Here is a 21,544-nt window from a genome sequence, read left to right as displayed (position 1 = left end):
CCCCCGCTCGCACCCTGGACGCGGCGCCGCCGGCTCATCGCACCGTCTTGGCGGCGACCGCCGCGCTGCCGCCGCCCGCGGCCGCGGTGGCGGTCGTGGTAGGCGTGACGGTCTTGCCGGCGCCGTCGATGCGGAAGGTATGCACCATGCCGCCCAACGGAATCTTGTCGAAGCCATTGCTGAAGGCCAGGCCCGCCGCACCCAATGCGCCGTACGGATCGCCCGGGTCCAGGCCGGCGGCGACCGGCAGGCCGATCCAGCCGCCGATGCCCGAGAACACCGCCACGTACTGGTGGCCGTTGGCCTTGTAGGCGATCGGGTTGCCGATGATGCCCGAGGGCAGCTTGGTCTCCCACAGCTTCTTGCCGGTGTCCTTGTCCACCGCGCGGAACCAGCCGTCCAGCGTGCCGTAGAACACCAGCCCGCCATCGGTGACCAGGGTACCGCTCCACACCGGGAACTTCTCCTTGATCTCCCACTTGGACTTGCCTTCGACCACGTCGAACGCCTTGACGATGCCCAGCGCGCCGGGCTCGTTCGGCTTCATCAGCACGTTGGCGAACACGTACGGCAGGCCCATCATGGTGTTGCCGCGCTCCTGCGGATCCAGCTCCATGTGCCAGTTGTTGGTGCCGCAGAAGAACACCGCCGAGTGGGCCGGATCCACCGAGCACGGCTGCTGGTCCTTGCCGCCCATCGCCGACGGGAACGCCTCGACCTTGCGGCCGCGCTCCAGCGGCGAATGCGCCGCGACCTTGACCGGGCGCCCGGTCTTCATGTCGATGCGCTCGGCCCAGTTGGCCGGCACGAACTTGTTGGCGCGCAGCAGGGTGCCGTCGCGGCGGTCGAGCACGTAGGCAAAGCCGTTGCGGTCGAACTGCACCACCGAGGGCACCTGCTTGCCGTCGATGGTCAGGTCGACCAGGATGGGCTCGTTGATGCCGTCGTAGTCCCACTGGTCGAACGGGGTCTTCTGGTAGCCCCACACCGCCTCGCCGGTGTCGATCTTGCGCGCGAACAGGGTCATCGACCACTTGTTGTCGTACTCGCCGGTGTCGCATTCCTTCTGCGTGGTCTTGCCGCAGCGGTACGACGGACTCCACAGGCCGGGATTGCCGGTGCCGTAGTAGACCAGCTTGAGTTTCGGGTCGTAGCTGTACCAGCCCCACGCCGCGCCGCCGCCGCGCTTCCAGCCTTCGTCGGGATAAGTCTTCTGGCCGAGGTCGCCGAGCTGACCGTGCTGCGGATTGGCCTTGTTGAAGTCCGGGCCGAGGCAGATGTCCTTGTCGGTGCCGGTGGCCTCGCAGGACCAGGCCTGCTTGCCGTCGGCCAACGCGTACGCGGCGACACGCCCACGCACGCCGAACTCGTTGCCGCTGATGCCGGCCACGACCTTGCCGTCGGCGATGATCGGGGCCATGGTGATGGTCTCGCCCTTCTCCGGATAGGCGAGCTTCTGCTTCCACACTTCCTTGCCGGTCTTGGCATCGAGCGCGATCACGTCGCCGCTGAGGCTGCCGAACACCACCTTGCCGTCGGCATAGGAGGCGCCGCGGTTGACCGTGTCGCAGCAGGCCACCGCCACCGCACGCTCGTCCTGCTGCGGGGTGTACTTCCACAGCACCTTGCCGTTGTCTTCCTGCGACAGGTCGATGGCGAACACGTTGTTCGGATAGGCGCTGACCATGTACATGGTGCTGCCGATCACCAGCGGCTGGCCTTCGTGGCCGCGGGTGGCGTCGGTCTTCATCTCCCACGACATCTTCAGGTTCTTGACGTTGTCGCGATTGATCTCGGCCAGCGGGCTGTGCCGGTTCAGGCCGAAGTCGCGACCGATGCCACCCCAGTTGTCGGGGTTGGCGGCATTGGTGGCGAACTCGCTGTCGGTATCGGCAACCGCGGCCGGCGCAGCGGCCGGCGGTTGCTGTGCGGCGGCCGCCGGTGCGGCTGGGGCCGGGGCCTCTTCCTGCTTCTTGCAACCCGCCAGCGCCAACGCAGTGGCCAGCGCGAGCAACGTACAAGCCTGGGTACGACGTGAATGACTGTGCATCGTTCTACTCCCCTCGTTGAAGAGCCGCGACAGCTGCACCTTTGTCGGCGTGTGCCACGGAACCTGAAGCGTGGGTGTATGCGAGCAACGTCCATGCCATCGCAGCGCTGCGATGCAACATCCCTTACGTGCGGATCACGACGCCATGCGCCACCCTGAAGGTGTCCATCCAGGCGTCCGCGGGCGTCTCGAGAACGTGACACTTTGTGCCACGTCGTTGCATCGCCGGTGGCGCAGTGTGAGCACGCGCCTCCGTGGCACACCCTGCGCCACCCAGGCCCGTGCGTGGAGGCACGGCAGGGGAAGTGAGGCTGCGGCAGCCGTCAGCCGTCAGCCGCCGCGGCGCGCGGTCAGTGCGGCTGCGGCCCGACGCCGTCCTGCCACCACGCCAGCAGCGCGGCGCAATCGGCGAAATGCAGGTCGGCCAGCGCCGGCCAGGGGTTGTCCGGATGCAACAGCACAGTCGTCGCACCGGCGTGGCGCCCGCACTGCAGGTCGTAGGCGTGATCGCCGACCATCGCCAGCGCCTGCGGGGCCACGCCCCAGTGCTCGGCCAATTGCAGCAGGCCGCCGGGATGCGGCTTGGGCGGCGCCTCGTCGCGACCGAGGATGGTCACCTCCTCGAACAGATCGTCGACCTCGATCTCCTCCAGGGTCAGTTGCGCCAGCTCCCGCGCGTTGCGGGTCAGCACCGCCAGCCGACAATCGGCCGCACGCAGGGTGCGCAGCAGCGCCGGCGCGCCGTTGGCCGCGGTGGCCTCCTGGGCCAGCACCCGCTCGTGCTCCAGCAGCCAGGCGTGCTTGCTGGCGCGCTGCGCGTCCGGCAACGCCGCCAGGTGCTGCAGGATGTCGGCCTGCGGCGGGATCTGCAGTTCGCGGCGGATCAGCGCGAAATCGTGCACGGCGCGGGTCAGCGTGCCGTCCATGTCGAACACCCAGTGGCGGACCTGACGCAGGGCTTGCGCCGACGGCGGCGTGGCGGCGTGCATCGCGCTCAATCCCAGCCCGGCATCTGTGCGCCGTCCAGGCCGCCGGTCTCGAACACCGCGGTGCGGGTGCCGCCGGCCTTCACCGGGAAGGTGATCTGCAGCACCGTGGTCTTGCGTGCCAGCTTCCACAGCGCCTTGTCGTCGCTGATGAACATGGCGATGGCTTCGTCGGTCTTGGGCCGCCAGGCCGCCGCCGCGTGTGGCGGCGCGTCGTCGGCCTTCAGTTCCACCTTGCAGCCGCCGGCGCAGCGGAAATCGCCGGACTGCAGCACCAGGTAGGCACTGCGCTTCCATTCCGGGTGGTCGCGGAATACCAGTTGCACCGGCTTGGGCCCGCTGCCGTCCACATCGACCTTGTCGCGGCTGTACAGCATCGCCGAGCGCTGCACGCCCTTGCCGGCCGGCACCTGCGAGTACTGCCAGGCCGCCTGCATGCGCCGCAGCTCGCGCGCCGCCTCGCCCTTGGCCTTGACCTCGGCATAGCCGGGCTGGATGCGTTCGGCCGCGTCCGACCCGGGATACTGCTGCAGCAGTGCCGCGCCATGGATCCGCGCCAGGTCCCAGTTGCCGGATTTCACCGCGGCGTCGTACTGCTTGGCCAGGTCGTCGGCCGCCTGCGCCTTGGCCTGCGCTTCGGCCGCGGCCTGCGCCTTGCGCTCGGCTTCGTGATCGCCGCAAGCGGCCAGGGCGACGGCGCACAGCGCGCCGAGCAGGATGCGTTTCATCGTGGGGTTCCTCGTTGGATCAGGGCGTCGATGGCCTGCGCGACCTCGGCGGGCTTTTCGACGATGGACATGTGGCCGCTGCCATCCAGCAGCACCTGGATCGCCTGCGGCAGGCGTTGCGCGTACAGCGCCAGCGCGCTGGCGTCGATCACCGCGTCCTGCACGCAGTTCAGCAGCAGCGCCGGCTGGCGAATGCGCGCGGCCTCCTCGAACGGCAGGAACGCCTCCTCGCCGCGGCCGATGCGCGCCAGTACCTGCTGCTCGAACGCGGCCTCGCGGCGGCGCCAGGCCACCACCGCCGGCACCGCCCAGCGCGGGATGTGCGGCTTGGCGCGCTCGAGCAGGAACACGGTGTCGATGTAGCGCTGCAGCGATGCGGCATCGTGCACCGCGAACGGATTGTGCCCGTCCAGCACCGCCTGGCCGAAGACATTGTCGGCGAAGCGCACGCCGGCGGCGTTGAACAGGCCAACCCGGTCGAACACGGTGGGATGGCGCGCCGCGGCCAGCGCGGCGATGCCGCCGCCCATCGAATGCCCGAGCAGCACGCAGTCGCTGCCCGCACGGCGCGCGCACTGCACCGCGAACGCGGCCACGCGCTCGGCCTGCGCGACGAAACCGTAGTCCTGCCCGGCGATGCGCTGGCTCTCGGCCCATCCGGGCAGATCCGGGATCACCAGGTGATAGCGCGTGCCCAGCGCGCGCGCCAGCGGCAGCCAGTTCTCCTTGCTGCCGGTGAAGCCGTGCACCAGCAGCAGGGTCGGCGCGGCGGGATCGGCCGCGGCGCGCACCAGATAGGTCCAGCTGTGTCCGGCGACCTGCGCCTGGCGCCGCTGCAGCCCGCTGCCGCGGCGCTGGCGCAGGCTCTCCAGGCGCACCAGCAGGAACGGATCGCGCAGCACCAGCACCACGCCCACCAGCGCGGCCACCAGCAGCAGGACGCCGGCCAGCAGCAGCCAGGCCATCGTCAGCACCAGCATGGCGACACCGGAAGGCGGAGACGGATCATGCGCTCACACCACCACGTCGGCTTCGCCGAGATGGAGGGCCAGCCACACGGTCGGCTGCCCGGGATCGGTGAAGGTCACCCAATGCGGCGTATCGGCCGGGATGAACAGATGATCGCCCGGCACCAGCGCGACCTCGCGCTCGCGCAGCGCCACCCGCGCGCTGCCGCGCAACAGCAGCACCCATTCGTCGTGCGCCTGCACATAGGGCGTGTCCTGCGGCGTGGTCTGCCCGTGCGAGACGATGCGCTCGACGCGGCAACCGGAGCGCCGCAGCAGCTCGGTGAAGATTTCGCCACCGCGCGCATCGGGCAGCGCGGCCAGCAGGGAACCGGACAGTGGATGCGCGTCGCTCATCTCAGCAGCGCCTCGACACGCGCAGGCGATTCCGCTCGCATCGGCATCGGCACTGTCCTGCCGTGGCGATGGCGCTTGCAGCGGAGAGCAGGGAGGCGGTGGCGAACGGGGTCATGCGCGCATGGACCGGGGACCATCGGGACTGCCGAGGATATCGCGAATGCGTGGCAACGGGTCGCTGCGCGCGAGCCGCGGCATGTGTGGAATTCGTTAACGCCGCCCTGGGCAGACGCGCGTCGTGCAGGACGCGCAAGCGATGCCGCACATGCGCATCTGGCGCAACGTGCGCGCAGCGAACTGCTGCAGCGATCACCGCTTTCGCATGGCGCGCCCGCCGCATCATGCAGGCCTCGCAAACGCACACGGCGCCGGGATCGCTCCCGGCGCCGTGTGCGCGGTCTTCAGCAGCAGACGCGCGTCAGTGCGCGGTGTTGCCGGCCTTGGCCTTGTCCAGCATCTCCTGCACCGACACCGTGGTGATCGGGTGGTAGCCGGGCTTGGCCTTGGCGAACACCTCCTCGGCGAAGGCCAGCCCGTCCGGCGTCTTCACCAGTTCGGCGTAGATCGGCAGGATCAGCTTGCGGCGGCCAACGCGGGCGATGAACCCGCCGGCGGCCGGGCGCGCGTCCAGGTAGCCGCTGCGGATCGCCAGCGGATACCAGCGCATGGCGATCTCGCCGTTGGCGGTGCCGGTGAAGTGGTAGGCGTCGTCGAGCTGCTTGAGCTGCACCGGGGTGAGCTTGTCGCCCAGGCCGCTGAGGAAGCGCGTCCATTCCTGGGTGCTCCACGCATCGGTCACCTGCTTGCCCGGCAGCGTGCCGCTGCCGCTCCAGGCGATGCGGGCGGTGTCGACCATGGCGAAGTTACGCGAACGCGCCTTCTGCGCGAACGCCGGAATGCCCGGCTCGTCCAGCCACGCATGCAGCTCCTGCGCGGTCACCGCGTTCGGCTTCTTCGACAGCAGATGGGTCTTCAGGTACTCGACGAACTGGTCGGTGTTGGCGCTCTGGAACGCGTGGTCGTCGAACCAGCCGCGCAGGAACGGATCGAAGGTGTCGCGACCGAAGCGCTGCTCCAGGAACTGCAGGAACCATGCGCCCTTGACGTAGGCGACCTGGCTCAGCGCCTCGTCCGGATCGCGCTCGGTCAGCGCCGGCAGCGCCAGCGCCTGGTCGGCCGGGCTCATGCCCTTCAGTTCGGCCAGCAGATCGGTCTGGTCGATCTCGCGCTCCATCTCCGCCGCTTCGGGGCCGTACAGCGCCTCGGTGATGCGCGCCTGCACGTAGGTGGTGAAGCCTTCGTTGAGCCAGATGTCCTTCCAACTGGCGTTGGTCACCAGGTTGCCGGACCAGCTATGCGCCAGTTCGTGCGCGATCAGCGACACCAGCGACTTGTCGCCGACGATCACCGTCGGGGTGGCGAAGGTCAGGCGCGGATTCTCCATGCCGCCGAACGGGAACGAGGGCGGCAGCACCAGCATGTCGTAGCGGCCCCAGCGGTACGGGCCGTACAGCGTCTCCGCGGCCACGATCATCTTCTCGGTGTCCTCGAACTCCTTGGCCGCCTTGTCGACCATCGCCGGCTCGGCCCACACGCCCGAGCGCGCGGAGATCGGCTTGAACACCAGGTCGCCGGCGGCGATCGCCAGCAGGTAGGACGGGATCGGCTGCGGCATCTTGAAGCGGTAGTCGCCGTTGCGCACCGCCTTGGGATCGTTGTCGGCGCTCATCAGCACCATCACGTCCGGACGCGAGACCACGTGCGCGCTGTAGGTGAAACGCACGCTCGGCGTGTCCTGCAGCGGCACCCACGAACGCGCGTGGATCGCCTGCGACTGGCTGAACATGAAGGGCAGCTTCTTGCCCTCGGTCATCGACGGCTCCAGCCACTGCAGGCCCGAGGCGGTCGGTGCGGTGTGGTAGGTGATGCTGATCGTCTGCGGCTGGGTCGGCGCCTCGATGGTCAGCTTGCTGCCGTAGATCTTGTCGGCCGGTGCCAGCGCGTACTGCAGCGGCGCCTGCTGGCCCTTGCCGTCGTCGGCCTGCACCTTCTCGATGGTCAGGTCGCGCGTATCCAGCACCAGTTGTTTGGCGCTCTTGTCCTTCCAGTCCAGCGTGTAGGTGGCGGTGCCGCCGATCTGCTTGCTGTCGAAATCCAGCTTCAGATCCAGCGCCAGATCCTTGATCACGACCTTGGACGGCTCGGCGAAGGAGGTCTCGTCGTGACTGCGGTCGGCCGGCTTGGCCGCGGCGGGCGCCGGCTTGGCGGCAGGTGCGGCCGCATCGGGCGCAGGTGCTTCACGGGAACACCCGGACGCGACCATCGCGGCCAGGGACAACAACAGGAACGGGGAACGCATGGCAGTAACCGGTTCGAGGAAAACTCGCAGTCTACCGGAAGGCCGGGATTCGGGATTCGGGAGTCGGGATTCGCAACGGCAGTGCGGCGCACACTGCCGGACCGCGCGTCGGACTGAAGTCCCTCCCACAAGGACAGCACAGCCCCACGATCGGTCAGCAACCGATCGCCTGCTCTTGCTATTCCCCAATCCCGATTCCCCAATCCCGGCTTTCTGCGGCGGATGCTTGCGTCGGCACCGTCGGACCGCGCGTCGGGACTGAAGTCCCTCCCACAAGGACGACACAGCGCCGCGATCAGTCAGCACCCGATCGCCCGTCTTTGCGAATCCCCAATCCCGAATCCCCAATCCCGGCTCTAAATCCTATAGCCCGAATGGATCGCCACAATCCCACCGGTGAGATTCTTGTAGTGGCTGCGGGCGAAGCCGGCCTCTTCCATCATCCCCTTCAGCGCGTCCTGCGGCGGATGCTTGCGGATGCTCTCGGCCAGGTACTGATAGCTGTCGGCGTCCCTGGCGAACAGCTTGCCCAGGCGCGGCAGCACCTTGAACGAATGGAAGTCGTACAGCGGCTTGAACCAGTCGGCGGTGACTTCGGAGAACTCCAGCACCCGCGCCTGGCCGCCGACCTTGAGCACGCGGTACATCTCGCGCAGCGCCGCGTCCTTGTCGGTGACGTTGCGCAGGCCGAAGGCGATGGTCACCAGGTCGAAGCTCTGGTCCGGGAACGGCAGCGCCTCGGCGTTGCACTGCACGTAGTCCAGGCCCGCGACCAGGCCGCGGTTGGTGAGGCGGTCGCGGCCCACCGAGAGCATGCCGGCGTTGATGTCGCCCAGCACGATCTCGCCGTCGGCGCCGACCCGGTCCTTCAGCAGCGCGGCGATGTCGCCGGTGCCGCCGGCCAGGTCGAGCACGCGGTCGCCCGGCTTGACCTGCGCGGTGGCGACGAAATAGCGCTTCCAGACCCGATGGATGCCCATGCTCATCAGGTCGTTCATCAGATCGTAGTTGCCGGCGACCGAGGTGAAGACCTCGCCGACCAGCTTCTGCTTGTCCTTGGCGGCGACGTCGCGGAAGCCGAAATGGGTGGTACCGGTCTTGTAGGGGGATTCGCTCATGCCGGGATTATCGCACTGCCGGCCGCCGCGTGCCGGTGAAGCGCCGCCCGGGATGACAGCCGCCGGCCGCCTGGGCCAGACTGCCGGCCACTCCCTTCCCCCGGCCCTGCCATGCTGACCACGCCCGACTACCGCGCCCTGCTCGACACCGCCATCGCCGAAGCCCGCCAGGGCCTGGCCGAGGGCGGCATCCCGATCGGCGCCGCCCTGTACCACCGCGACGGCCGCCTGCTCGGCTGCGGCCACAACCGCCGCGTGCAGGAGGGGGACCCGTCCGTGCACGGCGAGACCGACGCCTTCCGCAAGGCCGGCCGCCAGCGCCGCTACAAGGACACCATCATGGTCACCACCCTGGCGCCGTGCTGGTACTGCAGCGGCCTGGTGCGGCAGTTCAACATCGGCACGGTGGTGGTCGGCGAATCGGTGACCTTCCAGGGCGGCATCGACTGGCTGCGCGAGAGCGGCGTGGAGGTCATCGACCTGCACAGCCAGGAATGCATCGACCTGCTCGGCGGCTTCATCGCCGCGCACCCGGACGTGTGGAACGAGGACATCGGCGAGGACTGAGCCTTACGCCGCCGCGCCGGTGCAGGCGCGGCGGCCTGACGACGCGATCCGCGGACAGGTGCCCGCGTCGCCAAGGGGCACGCACCCGCGCCCTGCCTGCGGGCGCCGTCGGCTCGACGGGCCATCGCTTCGCGTGACACCCCGGTCGCGACGGCGCACGCGGCCGGCGCCCGACGCGCAAGTGTTATATTGTTTCAATATTCGACACTCGCCGTCACGCATGCCGCCCGCTGCTTCCGTTTCCGCCGCGCCCGCATCCTTCGCCCTGCCCGCCGCTGCCACGGCCAACACACGCCTGGCCTCGATCGATTTGCTGCGCGGCACGGTGATGCTGCTGATGCTGCTCGACCACGTGCGCGAGACCTTCTATCTGCACCACCCGGTCGGTGACCCGATGCAGGTGGAAGGCACGGCGCCGGCGCTGTTCGTCGCGCGCACCCTCGCCCACCTGTGTGCGCCGGTGTTCGTGTTCCTCACCGGCCTGTCGGCCTGGCTGTACGCGTCCAGGCAGGCCGACGGGCGCGCGGCGGCCGCCCGTTTCCTGCTCAAGCGCGGCCTGTTCCTGATCGTGCTGGAGCTGACCCTGGTCAACCTGGCCTGGAGCGGCGCCTTCCCGCCGCAGGCGCTGTACCTGCAGGTGATCTGGGCGATCGGCCTGAGCATGCTCGCGCTGGCCGCGTTGCTGTGGCTGCCGCGGCCGGCGCTGGCCCTGCTGGGCGCGGCGCTGGTTGCCGGCCATCACCTGCTGGACGCCGTGCAGGTGCAGGGCGACGGCCCGCTCGCGGCCGCCTGGGCGGTGCTGCACGACCGGCGCTGGCTGGAACTGGGCGAGCTGCGCCTGCGCACCTCGTATCCGGTGCTGCCGTGGATCGGGGTGATCGCGCTCGGCTATGCCGCCGGCCCCTGGTACGGCGCCGCCACCGACCCGGCGCAACGCCAGCAGCGCCTGCTGGCCTGGGGGCTGGGCGCGCTGGCCGGCTTCCACCTGCTGCGCTGGCACAACGGCTACGGCGATGCGCCCTGGCAGGCGCAGGACGACCTCGCGCATACCGCGATGAGCTTCTTCAACGTCACCAAGTACCCGCCGTCGCTGCAGTTCCTGCTGCTGACCCTGGGCGTGGGCCTGCTGTTGCTGCGCCTGTACGAACACCCCGCCGTGGCGCGCACGCTGGCGCCACTGGCGGCGATCGGCGCGGCACCGATGTTCTTCTACCTGCTGCATCTGTACGTGCTCAAGCTCGCCTATCTGGCCGCGCTGGCGCTGTGGGGCGCCAACCACGGCGCCGTGTTCGGCGTGGACAGCGTGGCCGCGCTGTGGGCGATCGCCGCGGCGCTGGGGCTGGCCCTGTACTGGCCCACCGCCGCGTTCGCGCGGCTCAAGGCGCGGCGCCGCGACCAGGCCTGGCTGCGCTACTTCTAGGAGCGATGGGCGGTTCATCTGCGTGCAATGCACGCGTGGTCGACTGCAGGTTCATTCGTCCGCGCCTGGAGACCTGCGATGTCCACCCGCCTGCCGCAGTTGCTGCTGATCGGCCTGACCCTTGCCGCATGCGCCAGTGGCGCGACGGCGGCGAGCAAGCGCAACGCCTGGGTGGTGCAGCAGATCCACGACTACAACCATCCCTACGCCGCGCAGCGTGCCGAGCTGGACACCAAGATGGCGACCATGGCCACCAGCGCCTACGCCTTCTACCGCGGCACCGACCACATCTTCTACCAGGACATGACGACCCTGCCGGAATCGCTGTGGACCTCGCCGCAGACCGGCTACACCTGGCTCGGCGGCGACACCCACCTCGGCAACTTCGATGCGGCGCGCGACAGCAGCGGCAAGGCGGTGTTCAAGGTCGCCGACTTCGACGAAGGCCACCTCGGCCAGTACGTGTGGGACCTGCGCCGGCTGGCCGCGAGCATGGTCCTGGCCGGCCGCGACAACGGCCTGTCCGACAGCGACATCGGCGACGCCATCGACACCATGGTCGGCGCCTACCTGGACAAGATCGCCGACTTCCGCGGCAGCGACGCCGAAGCGAGCTTCCAGCTGAGCAAGCGCAACACCAGTGGCGCGGTGGCCAAGATCATCGACAGCGCCGACGGCAAGAGCCGCAGCAGCCTGCTGTCCAAGTACACGGTGGTCAACGGCGGCAAGCGCCAGTTCCAGGACCTGGACAACTTGGTCGCGGTGGACACCAGCACTGCCTCGGCGGTGGCCGCGGCGATGAATGGCTACATCGGCTCGATCGCCGCCTCCAAGCGCTATGCGTCCAGCTACTACACCATCAAGGACGTGCGCCAGAAGCTGGGTTCGGGCACCGGCAGTCTCGGCCGCCTGCGCCTGTACGTGCTGATCGAAGGCCCGAGCGCGTCGACCAGCGACGACGTGATCCTGGAGTGGAAGCAGGAAGCGGCCAGCGTGGTCGCGGTGGCGGCGCCGTCGCAGATGCCGGCCTCCACCTACGACAACAACGAGGGCGCGCGGGTGGCGCGCACCGCCAAGGCGCAGACCATCGACGCCGACGTGCTGGTCGGCTACGCCAGCGTCAACGGCACCCCGTTCTACGTGCACGAGAAGTCGCCGTTCCAGCAGGACCTGGACCCGACCGCGCTGGACAGCGCCGGCAAGCTCGCCACCGCCGCCACCTACCTGGGCCAGGCCCTGGCCTCGGCGCACGCCCTGGCCGACCAGGACTACGACCCGAACGTGGTGCCCTACAGCATCGACAAGCAGATCGACCAGGCGGCCACCAGCAAGAGCGGGCTGAAATCGGAACTGCGCCAGTTCGCGTTCGACTACGCCGCGCAGGTGCAGTTGGATTGGCAGTCGTTCGTGGCCGCGTACAAGGCGGGCACGCCGCTGTATTGAGTTCGCCGCTGCATGCGGTCGCACGCGGTATATGTTGCGTTGGCGACCGCTACTGGCCGCCGATGACGCGCTTGCGCTGCCACCGCACCGCCTAGGAGAGAAAAGGCGCCACGCCGTCGCAGCGCAGGCGGACGGCGCCAGCGCGCCTCAGTGCAAGGTCGGGCTGTGCGGATCCAGCCGGTCGATGACGCCCTGCATGGCGCTGTCGAAGGCGCCGTCGTCCACATGCGCGCGCAGCCGGCCCAGCCGCACCATCACCGCCAGTTCTTCCGGCGAGGCCACGCAGAAGCGCACGCCGCGCCGGTTGACGAACAGCAGGCGCGACGAGATCGGACTCACCCACGACAGCTTGCCGGCCTGCATCTTGCCGTCGCGGTCGACGAAATCCAGCCAGGTGCCGATCGGCATCGCGCGGAAGCGGTCGGCATCGGCATTGTCGAAATCGTCCATGGTCTGCGGCGGCGCCACCTCCACCGGCTGCGCCTCCTGCACCGGCGGTTGCGGCAGCGCCACCTGCGGCAGTTCCGGCAGCGGCCGCTCCAGTTCCGGGCGCAGTTCGGCCACCGCCTGCAGCGTGTCGTGCAGCGCATCGATCGCCGCCGCGGCCGCCTCGGCGTGCAGGCCGACGCTGGCGAAGACCCGCTGCAGCGCGCCCTGCCAGGCCTGCAGCCAGGGCTTGCCGACGATGTGCCGCTGCGCCTCGGCGGCTTCCTCGAGCAGGCCGTCGGCCAGCGCCAGCGCATCGCGCACGCCGGGGCCGCCCTCGCCTTCGCGCAGCATCGCCATGGTCAGGTGGTGCTGCCACGGCTGGCGCAGGAAATCCTGCAGCGCCTGCGGCAACTGTCGCCCCTGCAGGCGCAGCTGCAGTTCGGCTTCGGCGCGCTGCCGCGCCAGTTCCAGCTTTTCCTGGCCGCGCTGGGTCTCGGCGGCGCGGCGCTCGGCGATCTCGATGCGGCGGCGGTGCTGCACCAGGAAATCGCGGAATTCCTCTTCCAGGGTCAGGAAGATCGCCAGGTTCTCGTTGAAGTCGGCCACCAGCCGGTCGATGATCTCCTCGACCTTGCCCATCAGCACGCGCTCGGCCTGGCTCTCGCCGGTGTTGCCCTCGCAGGCCTCGGCCAGCGAGTTGAGCAGGCGCCGCGCCGGATGGGTCTTCTGCACGAACATGCGCCGGTCCAGCAGCGCGACCTTGACGAACGGCACCACCAGCCGGCCGATCAGTTCGCGCGAGCGGCCTTCCAGGTCGCGCTCGTCGAGCATCACGTCGAACAGCATGCCGACCAGGTCGATCGCATCCTCGTCGACCGGATCCAGCCGTGCATGCGCCGGGTCCACGCCGAACTGGGTGGCGTTGGACAGCACCTCGCTCTTGAGCCGCTGCGCCAATGACTCGCTGTCGTCGCCGATCGCCGCGCGCAGGGTGGCGCTGGGCGTGGCCTGCAGCAGCGACAGCACCGACATCATCTCGCGCTGGCTCAGCGGCCGTTGCTGGCCGACCGCCGCGGTCGCCGCGGAGGTGGCGCTCTCGCGCGCGTTGCGGGTCTGCTGCAGCAGTTCGTGCAGCGCCTCCAGCAACACGCCCTGGCTGCCGCCAGGCAGGCGCGCCTCGGGGTCCTCGTAGCGCTCGCCGGCCTGCAGGCTGCCGCGGCGCTCGGCCCACCGGTTGACGAAGCGATTGGCCCAGGCCGGCGCGTAGTGTTCCTCGTCCTCGCCCAGCTCGGCGCCGATGCCGGCATCGGCCGCAGCCCCGGTGTCGCGCGGCGGGCGCTGCTCCGGCGGCGGCGCGCGGCGCGGCGGCGGCGTGCGTGGCCGCGAGATCTCCGGCATCACCCCGGCCTGGGCAAGGCTGTCGTCCAGGTCCTGGTAGAGCTTGCCAACGCCGGCGGTGAAGTCGCGCTCGCACAGCTTGATCAGCACCAGCCGCACTTCCGGGGCCAGGTCGCTGGTGGAGAAGGCGGCATGCACGGCCACGCCGATGTGTTCGGGGCCGATCGGGTTGGTGTCCGCATCCAGTTCCAGGCCGCCGGCGATCCAGCCCAGGCGCCGGTCGATGCGGGTCAGCACCGGCTTCCACTCGCGCAGCAGCACGCTGGCCAGGTTGCGCACCGCCAGCCGCGATTCCAGTTCGTGTTCGGAGATCAGGCTCAGGCCCTGCCCATAGCCGGCCAGGGCGACTTCGGCCGACAACGGCGCGCCGGCCTCCAGCGCCTCCCAGGCGGTGTGCAGTTGCGCGCGGAAGCGCGCGGCGATCTCGTCGCGGCGGCGCCGCAACTCGCGCATCCCGTCCAGGAACAGCAGCTGCGACGCACCCGCGCTCTCGGCGCGGTCGAACAGCACATCGTCGAAGTGCGCCAGCGCCTCGGCGAAGGCCTGGCCCAGCACCGGCAGCATGCCCTCGCGCGCCTGCGTCAACAGGCGCGGGTCACGCGCCGGGTGTGCGTGCGGGCTGGGGCTGAAACTCATGCGCGACGGCTCCGCGCCATGGACGGCGCCAGATGGAGGAATGGTGGAGGACAAACAGACGCGGCCCCTGTTTCCGCTCCTGCATGGTAGGCAAGGTAGCTGAATATCAACCGTGACGGGCTACGCATTTCTCGCTCCAGAACGTGACCCCGCGCAGAATCGTAGCGGTCGGCAGCGTAACCGCGTGTGCAGCGCGGCCTGAATGCGAAACCGCTCAGGCCGCGACCGCCACCCGTTCCAGGCGGTCGACCACACCCTGCATGGCGCTGTAGAAGGCATCGTCGTCGCGATGCAGGCGCAGCCGGTCCAGCCGCGCCATCACCGCCAGCGCCTCGGCCGAGGCGACGCACAGCCGCCCGCCACGACGGTTGACGAACAGCAGGCGCGCCGAGATCGGACTCACCCAGGTCAGCTTGCCGGGTTGCACGCGGCCTTCGCGGTCGACGAAGTCCAGCCAGGTCCCCAGCGGCAGGTTGCGGAAGTAATCGGCGGTGATGTGGTCGAAATCGATGGCCTGGGCTGGTTCCGGCAGGGCCGGCACGGTCTCGGCGGCGGGCGGCTCGGGCACGTCCACGCCCGTCGCGGGCAGCGCGGCCTGCAGCGGCCGCGCGTGCGCCAGGTCGTCCAGCGCCGTGTGCAGGGCCTGCCAGGCGGCTTCGGCCGCCGCGGCGTCCAGGCCGACGCTGGTCCACAGCCGGGTCAGCTCGGCATGCTGCGGCTGCAGCCAGCCCTCCGCCGGTGCCACGCCAGACTGGGCCTGGCGGCACTGCGCCAGCACCGCATCGCCCAGCGCCAGCGCCGCAGCGAGCGCGCTGCCCTGGCTGTCGTCGCGCAAGGCCGACTGCTGCACGTACTGGCACCAGGACTGGCGCAGGAACGCCTCGATGGGCAGCGGCAGGGCCAGGTCGCCCCCGGCCTGCTGCAGCAGTTCGTGCAGGGCCTGCGCGGCGCGCTGCCGGGCGACCTCCCGGCGTTCCTCCGCCCGCTGCAGTTCGGCCGCGCGGCGCTCGGCGATCTCCACCCGGCGCCGGTACTGCTCGTAGGCGCTGCCGAACTCGGCCTCCAGCGCCAGGAACACCGCCAGGTGCTCGTCGAAATCGCGCACCACCCGTTCCACCGCCGCCTGCGCCTGCGCCAGCAGCGCCTGCTCCGGGCCGGTGCTGCCGGCATTGCCGTCGCAGGCGTCGGCCAGCAGGTTGAGCAGTCGCCGCGCCGGATGCCCGTCGCGCACGAACAGGCGGCCGTCGATCAGCGCCACCTTGGCCATCGGCACCAGCATCTGCCCCAACAGTTCGCGCTGCGCCGGCTGCAGCACGCATTCCTCGAGCATCACGTCGAACAGCAGGCCGACCAGATCCAGGGTGTCGGCATCGGCCGGGTCCAGGCAGGTGCTGGCCGGGTCCAGACCGAGCGAGGCGCCGACCCCGGCGATCTGCCGGCGCAGGCCCTGCGCCAGCGGGCCGCCGTGTTCGCAGACCGCGGCGAATCCGGCCAACGGCATGGTCTGCAGCAACGACAGCACCGACAGCACCTCGCGCGGCGACAGGCAGCGCCGGCCGTCGCCCGGACCCGCCTCCGGCTGCGCCTCGTGCAGCAGCGCGCGCAACGCCGGCGGCAGTACCTCCTGCTCGTTGCGCGCGTGCGCGTCCAGCGCGCGCGCGGCACGGCGCTGCGCCGCCGACAGCGGCGCGGCGGTGTCCCAGTTCTCGAAGAAGCGGCTGATCCAGTCCGGCGCCGCCTCGTCCTCGCTCGCGCCCAGGCGCGGGATGGCACGACGGCGCGGACGCCCGCTGGGCAGCGCGCGGGCGCGCGCGACCTCGTTCAGGCGCTGCTCCAGTTGCGCATACAGCTCGCCGACGCGCTCCTGCAGTTCCTGCTCGCAGATCTTGACGATCGCCAGTTGCACCTGCGGCGCCAGTACCAGCCCGTGCAGCGCCGCGTACACTGCCGCGCCCACGTGCTCGGGGCCGAACGGGTTGTTGTCGGCATCGATGCGCTGGCCGCCGGCGATGAAGCCGAGGAACCGGTTCAGCCGCATCAGCTCCGGCCGCCAGCGGTGCTGGATCGCGCCGGCCAGGTTGCGCACCGCCAGGCGCACGTCCAGTTCCTGTTCCGAGACCAGGCTCAGGTCGCCGCGCTCGCGCGCCAGGCTGCGCTCCACCGACAGCGGGCGCCCGGCTTCCAGCGCCTGCCAGGCCTGGGCCAGATGCGCGCGGAACCGCGCGGCGATCGGCTCGCGCTGCTGGCGCAACAGCTGGATCGCCTCGAAATAGTCGTTCTGCGCCGGCCCGGCGCGCTCGGCCATGCGGAACAGCGCCTCGGCGAGCACGTCCAGCACCTCGCCGAACGCGCCGGCGAGCGGAACCGACACCACGTCACGGACCTGCTCGAGCAGATCCGCATTGCGGCTGGGCGACAACTCTTCAGCGTATTCAGCAAGGGTCATGGCAGTGTGATACGCAGGCGGCAGTGAGACCGACGTCAATTCGGAAGCTAGCGGCAGATCAGCAACGCAACGTGATTGTCCGTGTAACCGCGGCATCCGCTGCCGCCTGCGAGCGCCCGACTATAATTCCGCGCCCGCCCCACGGAATCGAGACTATGCGCACAATTCATTCGCTGCAAGCGCTGGATGCGCGCCGTTCAGTGCCATCCAAGCAGCTGGGCGAGCCGGGACCGGACGCGGAGACGCTGCTGGCGATGCTGCAGTCGGCAGTGCGTGTCCCCGATCACGGAAAGCTGGTGCCGTTCCGCTTCCTGCGCATCGCCGGCCCGGCGCGCCAGGCGTTGGGCGACATCCTCGCCGCGCGCACCCTGCAGCGCGATCCCGGCGCGGCGCCGGCGGCGGTGGAAAAGGACCGCGAACGCTTCGCCCACGCGCCGCTGGTGATCGCGGTGATCGCCTGCCTGCAGCGCGGACACAAGGTGCCGGAGATCGAACAGTGGATGACCGCCGGATCGGTGTGCTTCGCGCTGCTGCAGGCGGCGCAGGCCTACGGCTTCGGCGCGCAGTGGCTGACCGGCTGGATGGCATATGACGAAACGGTGACCGCGCGACTGGGCCTGGCCGAGCACGAGCATGTCGCCGGCTTCATCCATATCGGCACCGCCCGCCTCGACGTGCCGGAGCGCGAGCGGCCGGACCCACGCGCGCTGCTCAGCGACTGGACGCCGTGAACGCAGGCCTGCCCGTGTCGCGGCCGCTGTACCTGGTCGACGCCAGCCTGTACGTGTTCCGCGCCTGGCATTCGATTCCCGACGAGTTCCAGGACGCGCAGGGCTGGCCGACCAATGCGGTGCACGGCTTCGCCCGCTTCCTGCTCGACCTGCTCGAGCGCGAGCGACCGCAGCACATCGTGATCGCCTTCGACGAGGCGCTGGACAGCTGCTTCCGGCATCGTCTGTACACCGCCTACAAGGCCAACCGCGCGCCGGCACCGGACGCGCTGCGCCGCCAGTTCGCGCACTGCAAGGCGCTGTGCGCGGCCCTGGGCCTGGGCGTGCTGGCGCACCACGACTACGAGGCCGACGATCTGATCGGCAGCGCCCTGCACAGCGCCCGCGGCAACGGCTTCCACGGCGTGATCGTCTCCGCCGACAAGGACCTGTCGCAGTTGCTGCTGGAGTTCGACGAACAATGGGACTACGGCCGCGGCCAGCGCTGGGGCGCGGCCGGGGTCAAGGCGCGCCACGGCGTGCATGCGCACCAGATCGCCGACTACCTGGCGCTGACCGGCGATGCGATCGACAACATCCCCGGCGTGACCGGCATCGGTGCCAAGTCGGCGGCGATCCTGCTGGCGCACTTCGGCGACCTGGACACGCTGCTGGCACGGGTCGACGAAGTGGCGTTCCTGCGCCTGCGCGGCGCCGCGCAGATGGCCGTGCGCCTGCGCGAGCAGCGCGAACACGCGCTGCTGTGGCGGCAGCTGACCACCATCGCCCTGGACGCGCCGCTGCACACCGCCACCGCGGATTTCGCGCGCGGCGCGGCCGATGCCGACATGCTGCACGGCCTGTGCGAGGCGCTGCGCTTCGGGCCGCTGACCCGGCGCCGCCTGCTGCAGGCGGCGGGCCTGGAGTTCGTGGCCGGCTGAGCGAGCGCCGGCCCCGCGTCGCGCCCGCCCACCGCTGGCCGCAGGGCGCGCATCAAAAAAACACAGTGCACGCTCTACACTGCACCGCATCGCCGGACCGCGCCGCGCGCGACCGCGCCTTCTTCCTCCGCCATCTTGCGAGCTGCCCATGCCCCGCCACGATTCCCCGCCCCGCGTCGTCTACGAAGGCAAATACCAGCGCATGGTCGTGCGCGGCACCTGGGAGTATTCCGAACGCGTGCACGCCGGTGGCCTGGCCGCGATCATCGTGGCGGTCACGCCGGACGACGAAGTGCTGTTCGTCGAGCAGTTCCGCGTGCCGCTGCAGGCGCGCACCATCGAGATGCCGGCCGGCCTGGTCGGCGACATCGATGCTGGCGAATCGATCGAAGTGTCGGCGGTGCGCGAACTGGAGGAGGAGACCGGCTGGACCGCCGACCACGCCGAAGTGCTGCTGATCGGCCCGACCTCGGCCGGCGCCAGCAACGAGAAGATCGCCTTCGTGCGTGCCACCGGCCTGCGCAAGGTCGGCAACGGCGGCGGCGACGCCAGCGAGGACATCACCGTGCATTCGGTACCGCGCGCCCGTGCCGCCGCGTGGCTGGTGCAGAAGATGGGCGAAGGCTACGCACTGGACGCGAAGCTGTGGGCCGGCCTGTGGATGATCGAACACGAGCTCGACGGGACGCCGCGTGGCTGAGGCACCCCGTTCCGATCTGCTGCCGCTGCTGGGCGCCGACGACCCGGCGGTGTTCACCATCCACCGCGCGCACGGCGCTTCGCCGTTCGTGCTGCTGGCCGACCACGCCGGCCAGGCGATCCCGCGCGCGCTGCACGGTCTCGGCCTGGCGCAGACGGACCTGGACCGGCACATCGGCTGGGACATCGGCATCGCCGGCACCACCCGCGCGCTGTCCGCGCTGCTCGACGCCTGGGCGATCGAACAGACCTATTCGCGGTTGTTGATCGACTGCAATCGCCCGCTGGCCTCGCCGACGCTGATTCCGCCGGTCAGCGACCACACCGTGGTGCCGGGTAATGCCGGACTCACGGCGGCGCAGCGGCAGCAGCGCATCGACGCCGTGCATGCGCCCTACCACGCGCGCATCGCCGCCGAACTGGACGCGCGCCGCGCTGCCGCGCGCCCCACCCTGCTGGTGATGATGCACAGCTTCACCCCGGTGATGGACGGCGTGCCGCGGCCCTGGCATGCCGGCGTGCTCTACCACCGCGACACCCGCTTCGCCCACGCGCTGCTGCAGGCGCTGCGCGAGGAAGACGACCTGCTGGTCGGCGACAACGCGCCGTACGCGGTCAGCGACAGCAGCGACTACGCGGTCCCCGTGCACGGCGAAGGCCGCGGCCTGCCGCACGTGGAACTGGAAATCCGCCAGGACCTGATCGCCGACGCCGCCGGCCAGCAGGCCTGGGCGCAGCGCCTGGCGCGGATCTTCAGCGCGCTGCAGCCGCAGCTGCTGGCGTTGGGCTGAGCCGAGGCGGACGCAGACCCGGCCGATCGGTCATGCCTCGCGCGACAGGCGGGGCGCTGCACCGCACTCGCCGTGCGGGCAGCGCAGGCACAACGCGATGGCCACGCCGAGGAGCGCGAACAGGGCCGCGCCGTACTGCGCCTGCACCAACCCGTGCAGCGCCGCCGCACTGGCGGCCGGTTGCGCGCCGCGCGCCGCATTGGCCACCATCACCAGTACCGCCAGGCCCACGGCGCCGCCGATCTGCTGCGCCGTGGCGGCCATGCCCGAGGCCACGCCCTGCTGCGGCGCCGGCACGCCCTGTCCGGCCACCACCCACATCGCCGTCCAGCTCATGCCCTGCCCCACACTGAGCAGGACAATGCCCGGCAGCAACGGCCAATAGCCCGCGCCATGCGGCAAGGCGGCGGTCGCTGCGGCGATGCCCAGCGCGCCCGCGCCGAATCCCCAGGCCAGCACCTGCCGCGGCGAACGCCGCTGCAGCAAGCGCTCGGCGATGCGGATGCCGAAGGCGCAGACCAGCGTCGGCGGCAGGAACGCCATCCCGGCCTGCAGCGGACTCCAGCCATAGCCGTCCTGAAAGTACAGCGCCAGGAAGTAGTACTGCACGCCGTAGCTGCTCATGAAAGCGAAGGTCAGGCCCAGTGCGGCGCGCAGACCGGGAAGACGCAGCAGCGCGAAGCGCATCAGCGGATCGCGGCTGCGTTGCTCGATCCATACGAACCCCGCCAGCAGCAGCGCCGATGCCAGCAGGCAGGACAGCGTCGCCGGTGCGCTCCAGCCCCATTCCGGACCCTGCACCAGGGTGGCGACCAGCAGGCTGCCGCCGGCGGTCACGGTGGCGCATCCGGCCAGGTCGAAGGTGCGGCCATGCGCGCGCAGGCCGTCGGCCGGCAACCACCGCCCTGCCGCCGCCGCGCAGGCGATGGCCGGCGGCACGATGACCGCCAGCACCGCCGGCCAGCCGAAGGTCTGAGTCAGCGCGCCGCCCAGCAAGGTGCCCAGCGCCAGCCCCACCGCGCTGGCCGTGCTCCAGATCGCCAACGCGCGATTGCGCGCCGCGCCCTCGGCATAGAGGGTGTTGATCAAGGCCAGCGTCGCCGGAAACAACAATGCCGCGCCCACGCCTTGCGCGGCCCGCGCGGCGATCAGCAGCGCTGCATCGGGTGACAGCGCGCCCAGCAACGAGGCCAGCGCGAACAACAGCATGCCCAGCCGGTAGAAGCGGCGCCGCCCCAACAGATCGGCTGCGCGGCCGCCGAGCAGCAGGCAACCGCCGAACGCCACGGTGTAGGCGCTGACCACCCATTGCAGGCGCTGCGCGTCGATCTGCAGCGCCCGGCCCATATCGTGCAGGGCGACGAAGATGATGGTGGCGTCCAGGGCGATCAGCAGTTGCGCGATGGCGAGCAGCGCCAGCGCCCTGCGCGGATGGGAAACAGAGTGCATTGGCATCGGG

The 21,544-nt window shown here is 70.3% G+C and carries 17 protein-coding genes; 7 read left to right on the top strand and 10 right to left on the bottom strand.

The window, feature by feature from the left end; genetic code table 11:
- Positions 1-34 precede the first annotated feature (34 nt).
- The 7 genes from AC1G9L_RS04700 to ubiE all read right to left on the bottom strand — a co-directional run bounded on the left by AC1G9L_RS04700 (position 35) and on the right by ubiE (position 8,605).
- Positions 35-2,050: a methanol/ethanol family PQQ-dependent dehydrogenase gene (locus AC1G9L_RS04700; protein WP_481070373.1), complete on the bottom strand. Its 2,016-nt coding sequence runs from the start codon at positions 2,048-2,050 to the stop codon at positions 35-37.
- A gap of 350 nt (positions 2,051-2,400) precedes the next feature.
- Positions 2,401-3,039, bottom strand: a complete 639-nt coding sequence (locus AC1G9L_RS04695; protein ID WP_019801473.1) for an HAD-IA family hydrolase — start codon at positions 3,037-3,039, stop codon at positions 2,401-2,403.
- Between the two features lie 5 nt (positions 3,040-3,044).
- On the bottom strand, positions 3,045-3,764 hold the full coding sequence (locus tag AC1G9L_RS04690; protein WP_017910020.1) for a hypothetical protein: 720 nt from the start codon (positions 3,762-3,764) through the stop codon (positions 3,045-3,047).
- Positions 3,761-4,744 (bottom strand): alpha/beta fold hydrolase, encoded by a 984-nt coding sequence (locus AC1G9L_RS04685; protein WP_481070372.1) that lies wholly within the window; start codon positions 4,742-4,744, stop codon positions 3,761-3,763. Before AC1G9L_RS04685 ends, AC1G9L_RS04690 begins: the two co-directional genes overlap by 4 nt.
- Before the next feature lie 33 nt (positions 4,745-4,777).
- Positions 4,778-5,128 carry a cupin domain-containing protein gene (locus AC1G9L_RS04680; protein ID WP_019801476.1) on the bottom strand — a complete coding sequence of 117 codons (351 nt, stop codon included), beginning with the start codon at positions 5,126-5,128 and terminating at the stop codon, positions 4,778-4,780.
- A 418-nt stretch (positions 5,129-5,546) separates the two neighbouring features.
- On the bottom strand, positions 5,547-7,487 hold the full coding sequence (locus tag AC1G9L_RS04675; RefSeq protein ID WP_019801477.1) for a leukotriene A4 hydrolase C-terminal domain-containing protein: 1,941 nt from the start codon (positions 7,485-7,487) through the stop codon (positions 5,547-5,549).
- 356 nt (positions 7,488-7,843) lie between these two features.
- Positions 7,844-8,605, bottom strand: a complete 762-nt coding sequence (ubiE, locus tag AC1G9L_RS04670; protein WP_019801478.1) for a bifunctional demethylmenaquinone methyltransferase/2-methoxy-6-polyprenyl-1,4-benzoquinol methylase UbiE — start codon at positions 8,603-8,605, stop codon at positions 7,844-7,846.
- A 111-nt stretch (positions 8,606-8,716) separates the two neighbouring features.
- Here ubiE and AC1G9L_RS04665 point away from each other — a divergent pair, with 111 nt between their 5' ends.
- The 3 genes from AC1G9L_RS04665 to AC1G9L_RS04655 all read left to right on the top strand — a co-directional run bounded on the left by AC1G9L_RS04665 (position 8,717) and on the right by AC1G9L_RS04655 (position 12,035).
- Positions 8,717-9,172: a nucleoside deaminase gene (locus AC1G9L_RS04665; RefSeq protein ID WP_010341927.1), complete on the top strand. Its 456-nt coding sequence runs from the start codon at positions 8,717-8,719 to the stop codon at positions 9,170-9,172.
- A 220-nt stretch (positions 9,173-9,392) separates the two neighbouring features.
- On the top strand, positions 9,393-10,592 hold the full coding sequence (locus AC1G9L_RS04660) for an acetyltransferase domain-containing protein (RefSeq protein ID WP_481070371.1): 1,200 nt from the start codon (positions 9,393-9,395) through the stop codon (positions 10,590-10,592).
- A 78-nt stretch (positions 10,593-10,670) separates the two neighbouring features.
- Positions 10,671-12,035, top strand: a complete 1,365-nt coding sequence (locus tag AC1G9L_RS04655) for a DUF2252 family protein (RefSeq protein ID WP_019801447.1) — start codon at positions 10,671-10,673, stop codon at positions 12,033-12,035.
- 147 nt (positions 12,036-12,182) lie between these two features.
- Here the strand turns inward: AC1G9L_RS04655 and AC1G9L_RS04650 are convergent, their stop codons facing one another.
- Positions 12,183-14,498: a DUF1631 domain-containing protein gene (locus AC1G9L_RS04650; RefSeq protein WP_481070370.1), complete on the bottom strand. Its 2,316-nt coding sequence runs from the start codon at positions 14,496-14,498 to the stop codon at positions 12,183-12,185.
- Between the two features lie 214 nt (positions 14,499-14,712).
- On the bottom strand, positions 14,713-16,944 hold the full coding sequence (locus AC1G9L_RS04645; RefSeq protein WP_481070369.1) for a DUF1631 family protein: 2,232 nt from the start codon (positions 16,942-16,944) through the stop codon (positions 14,713-14,715).
- Between the two features lie 155 nt (positions 16,945-17,099).
- Between AC1G9L_RS04645 and AC1G9L_RS04640 the strand changes: the two genes are divergently transcribed.
- The 4 genes from AC1G9L_RS04640 (at position 17,100) to AC1G9L_RS04625 (ending at position 20,085) form a co-directional block, all read left to right on the top strand.
- On the top strand, positions 17,100-17,675 hold the full coding sequence (locus tag AC1G9L_RS04640; RefSeq protein ID WP_019802437.1) for a nitroreductase family protein: 576 nt from the start codon (positions 17,100-17,102) through the stop codon (positions 17,673-17,675).
- Positions 17,672-18,595: a 5'-3' exonuclease gene (locus AC1G9L_RS04635; RefSeq protein ID WP_481070368.1), complete on the top strand. Its 924-nt coding sequence runs from the start codon at positions 17,672-17,674 to the stop codon at positions 18,593-18,595. Before AC1G9L_RS04640 ends, AC1G9L_RS04635 begins: the two co-directional genes overlap by 4 nt.
- A gap of 148 nt (positions 18,596-18,743) precedes the next feature.
- Positions 18,744-19,295 (top strand): NUDIX hydrolase, encoded by a 552-nt coding sequence (locus AC1G9L_RS04630; protein ID WP_019801603.1) that lies wholly within the window; start codon positions 18,744-18,746, stop codon positions 19,293-19,295.
- Positions 19,288-20,085 (top strand): N-formylglutamate amidohydrolase, encoded by a 798-nt coding sequence (locus AC1G9L_RS04625; protein ID WP_019801602.1) that lies wholly within the window; start codon positions 19,288-19,290, stop codon positions 20,083-20,085. The genes AC1G9L_RS04630 and AC1G9L_RS04625 overlap by 8 nt, the downstream gene beginning before the upstream one ends.
- A gap of 30 nt (positions 20,086-20,115) precedes the next feature.
- Here AC1G9L_RS04625 and AC1G9L_RS04620 read toward each other — a convergent pair whose 3' ends face one another.
- The gene (locus tag AC1G9L_RS04620) at positions 20,116-21,534 is read right to left on the bottom strand and encodes an MFS transporter (protein ID WP_481070367.1); all 1,419 of its coding nucleotides are present in this window, start codon (positions 21,532-21,534) and stop codon (positions 20,116-20,118) included.
- Positions 21,535-21,544: the final 10 nt, after the last annotated feature.

This window comes from Xanthomonas sp. NCPPB 1132 (assembly GCF_056629235.1).
Note: the sequence above shows the minus strand (reverse complement) of the source record. Positions and strands in the feature narration are given on the sequence as shown.

Bases quoted from the DNA above. Each gene is read 5' to 3' on its own strand.
- AC1G9L_RS04620 (WP_481070367.1), bottom strand. From the start codon at position 21,534: ATGCACTCTGTTTCCCATCCGCGCAGGGCGCTGGCGCTGCTCGCCATC.
- AC1G9L_RS04660 (WP_481070371.1), top strand. From the start codon at position 9,393: ATGCCGCCCGCTGCTTCCGTTTCCGCCGCGCCCGCATCCTTCGCCCTG.
- AC1G9L_RS04630 (WP_019801603.1), top strand. From the start codon at position 18,744: ATGCCCCGCCACGATTCCCCGCCCCGCGTCGTCTACGAAGGCAAATAC.
- AC1G9L_RS04665 (WP_010341927.1), top strand. From the start codon at position 8,717: ATGCTGACCACGCCCGACTACCGCGCCCTGCTCGACACCGCCATCGCC.
- AC1G9L_RS04700 (WP_481070373.1), bottom strand. From the start codon at position 2,050: ATGCACAGTCATTCACGTCGTACCCAGGCTTGTACGTTGCTCGCGCTG.
- AC1G9L_RS04690 (WP_017910020.1), bottom strand. From the start codon at position 3,764: ATGAAACGCATCCTGCTCGGCGCGCTGTGCGCCGTCGCCCTGGCCGCT.
- AC1G9L_RS04655 (WP_019801447.1), top strand. From the start codon at position 10,671: ATGTCCACCCGCCTGCCGCAGTTGCTGCTGATCGGCCTGACCCTTGCC.
- AC1G9L_RS04640 (WP_019802437.1), top strand. From the start codon at position 17,100: ATGCGCACAATTCATTCGCTGCAAGCGCTGGATGCGCGCCGTTCAGTG.
- AC1G9L_RS04685 (WP_481070372.1), bottom strand. From the start codon at position 4,744: ATGCTGGTGCTGACGATGGCCTGGCTGCTGCTGGCCGGCGTCCTGCTG.
- AC1G9L_RS04650 (WP_481070370.1), bottom strand. From the start codon at position 14,498: ATGAGTTTCAGCCCCAGCCCGCACGCACACCCGGCGCGTGACCCGCGC.
- AC1G9L_RS04695 (WP_019801473.1), bottom strand. From the start codon at position 3,039: ATGCACGCCGCCACGCCGCCGTCGGCGCAAGCCCTGCGTCAGGTCCGC.
- AC1G9L_RS04680 (WP_019801476.1), bottom strand. From the start codon at position 5,128: ATGAGCGACGCGCATCCACTGTCCGGTTCCCTGCTGGCCGCGCTGCCC.
- AC1G9L_RS04645 (WP_481070369.1), bottom strand. From the start codon at position 16,944: ATGACCCTTGCTGAATACGCTGAAGAGTTGTCGCCCAGCCGCAATGCG.
- ubiE (WP_019801478.1), bottom strand. From the start codon at position 8,605: ATGAGCGAATCCCCCTACAAGACCGGTACCACCCATTTCGGCTTCCGC.
- AC1G9L_RS04675 (WP_019801477.1), bottom strand. From the start codon at position 7,487: ATGCGTTCCCCGTTCCTGTTGTTGTCCCTGGCCGCGATGGTCGCGTCC.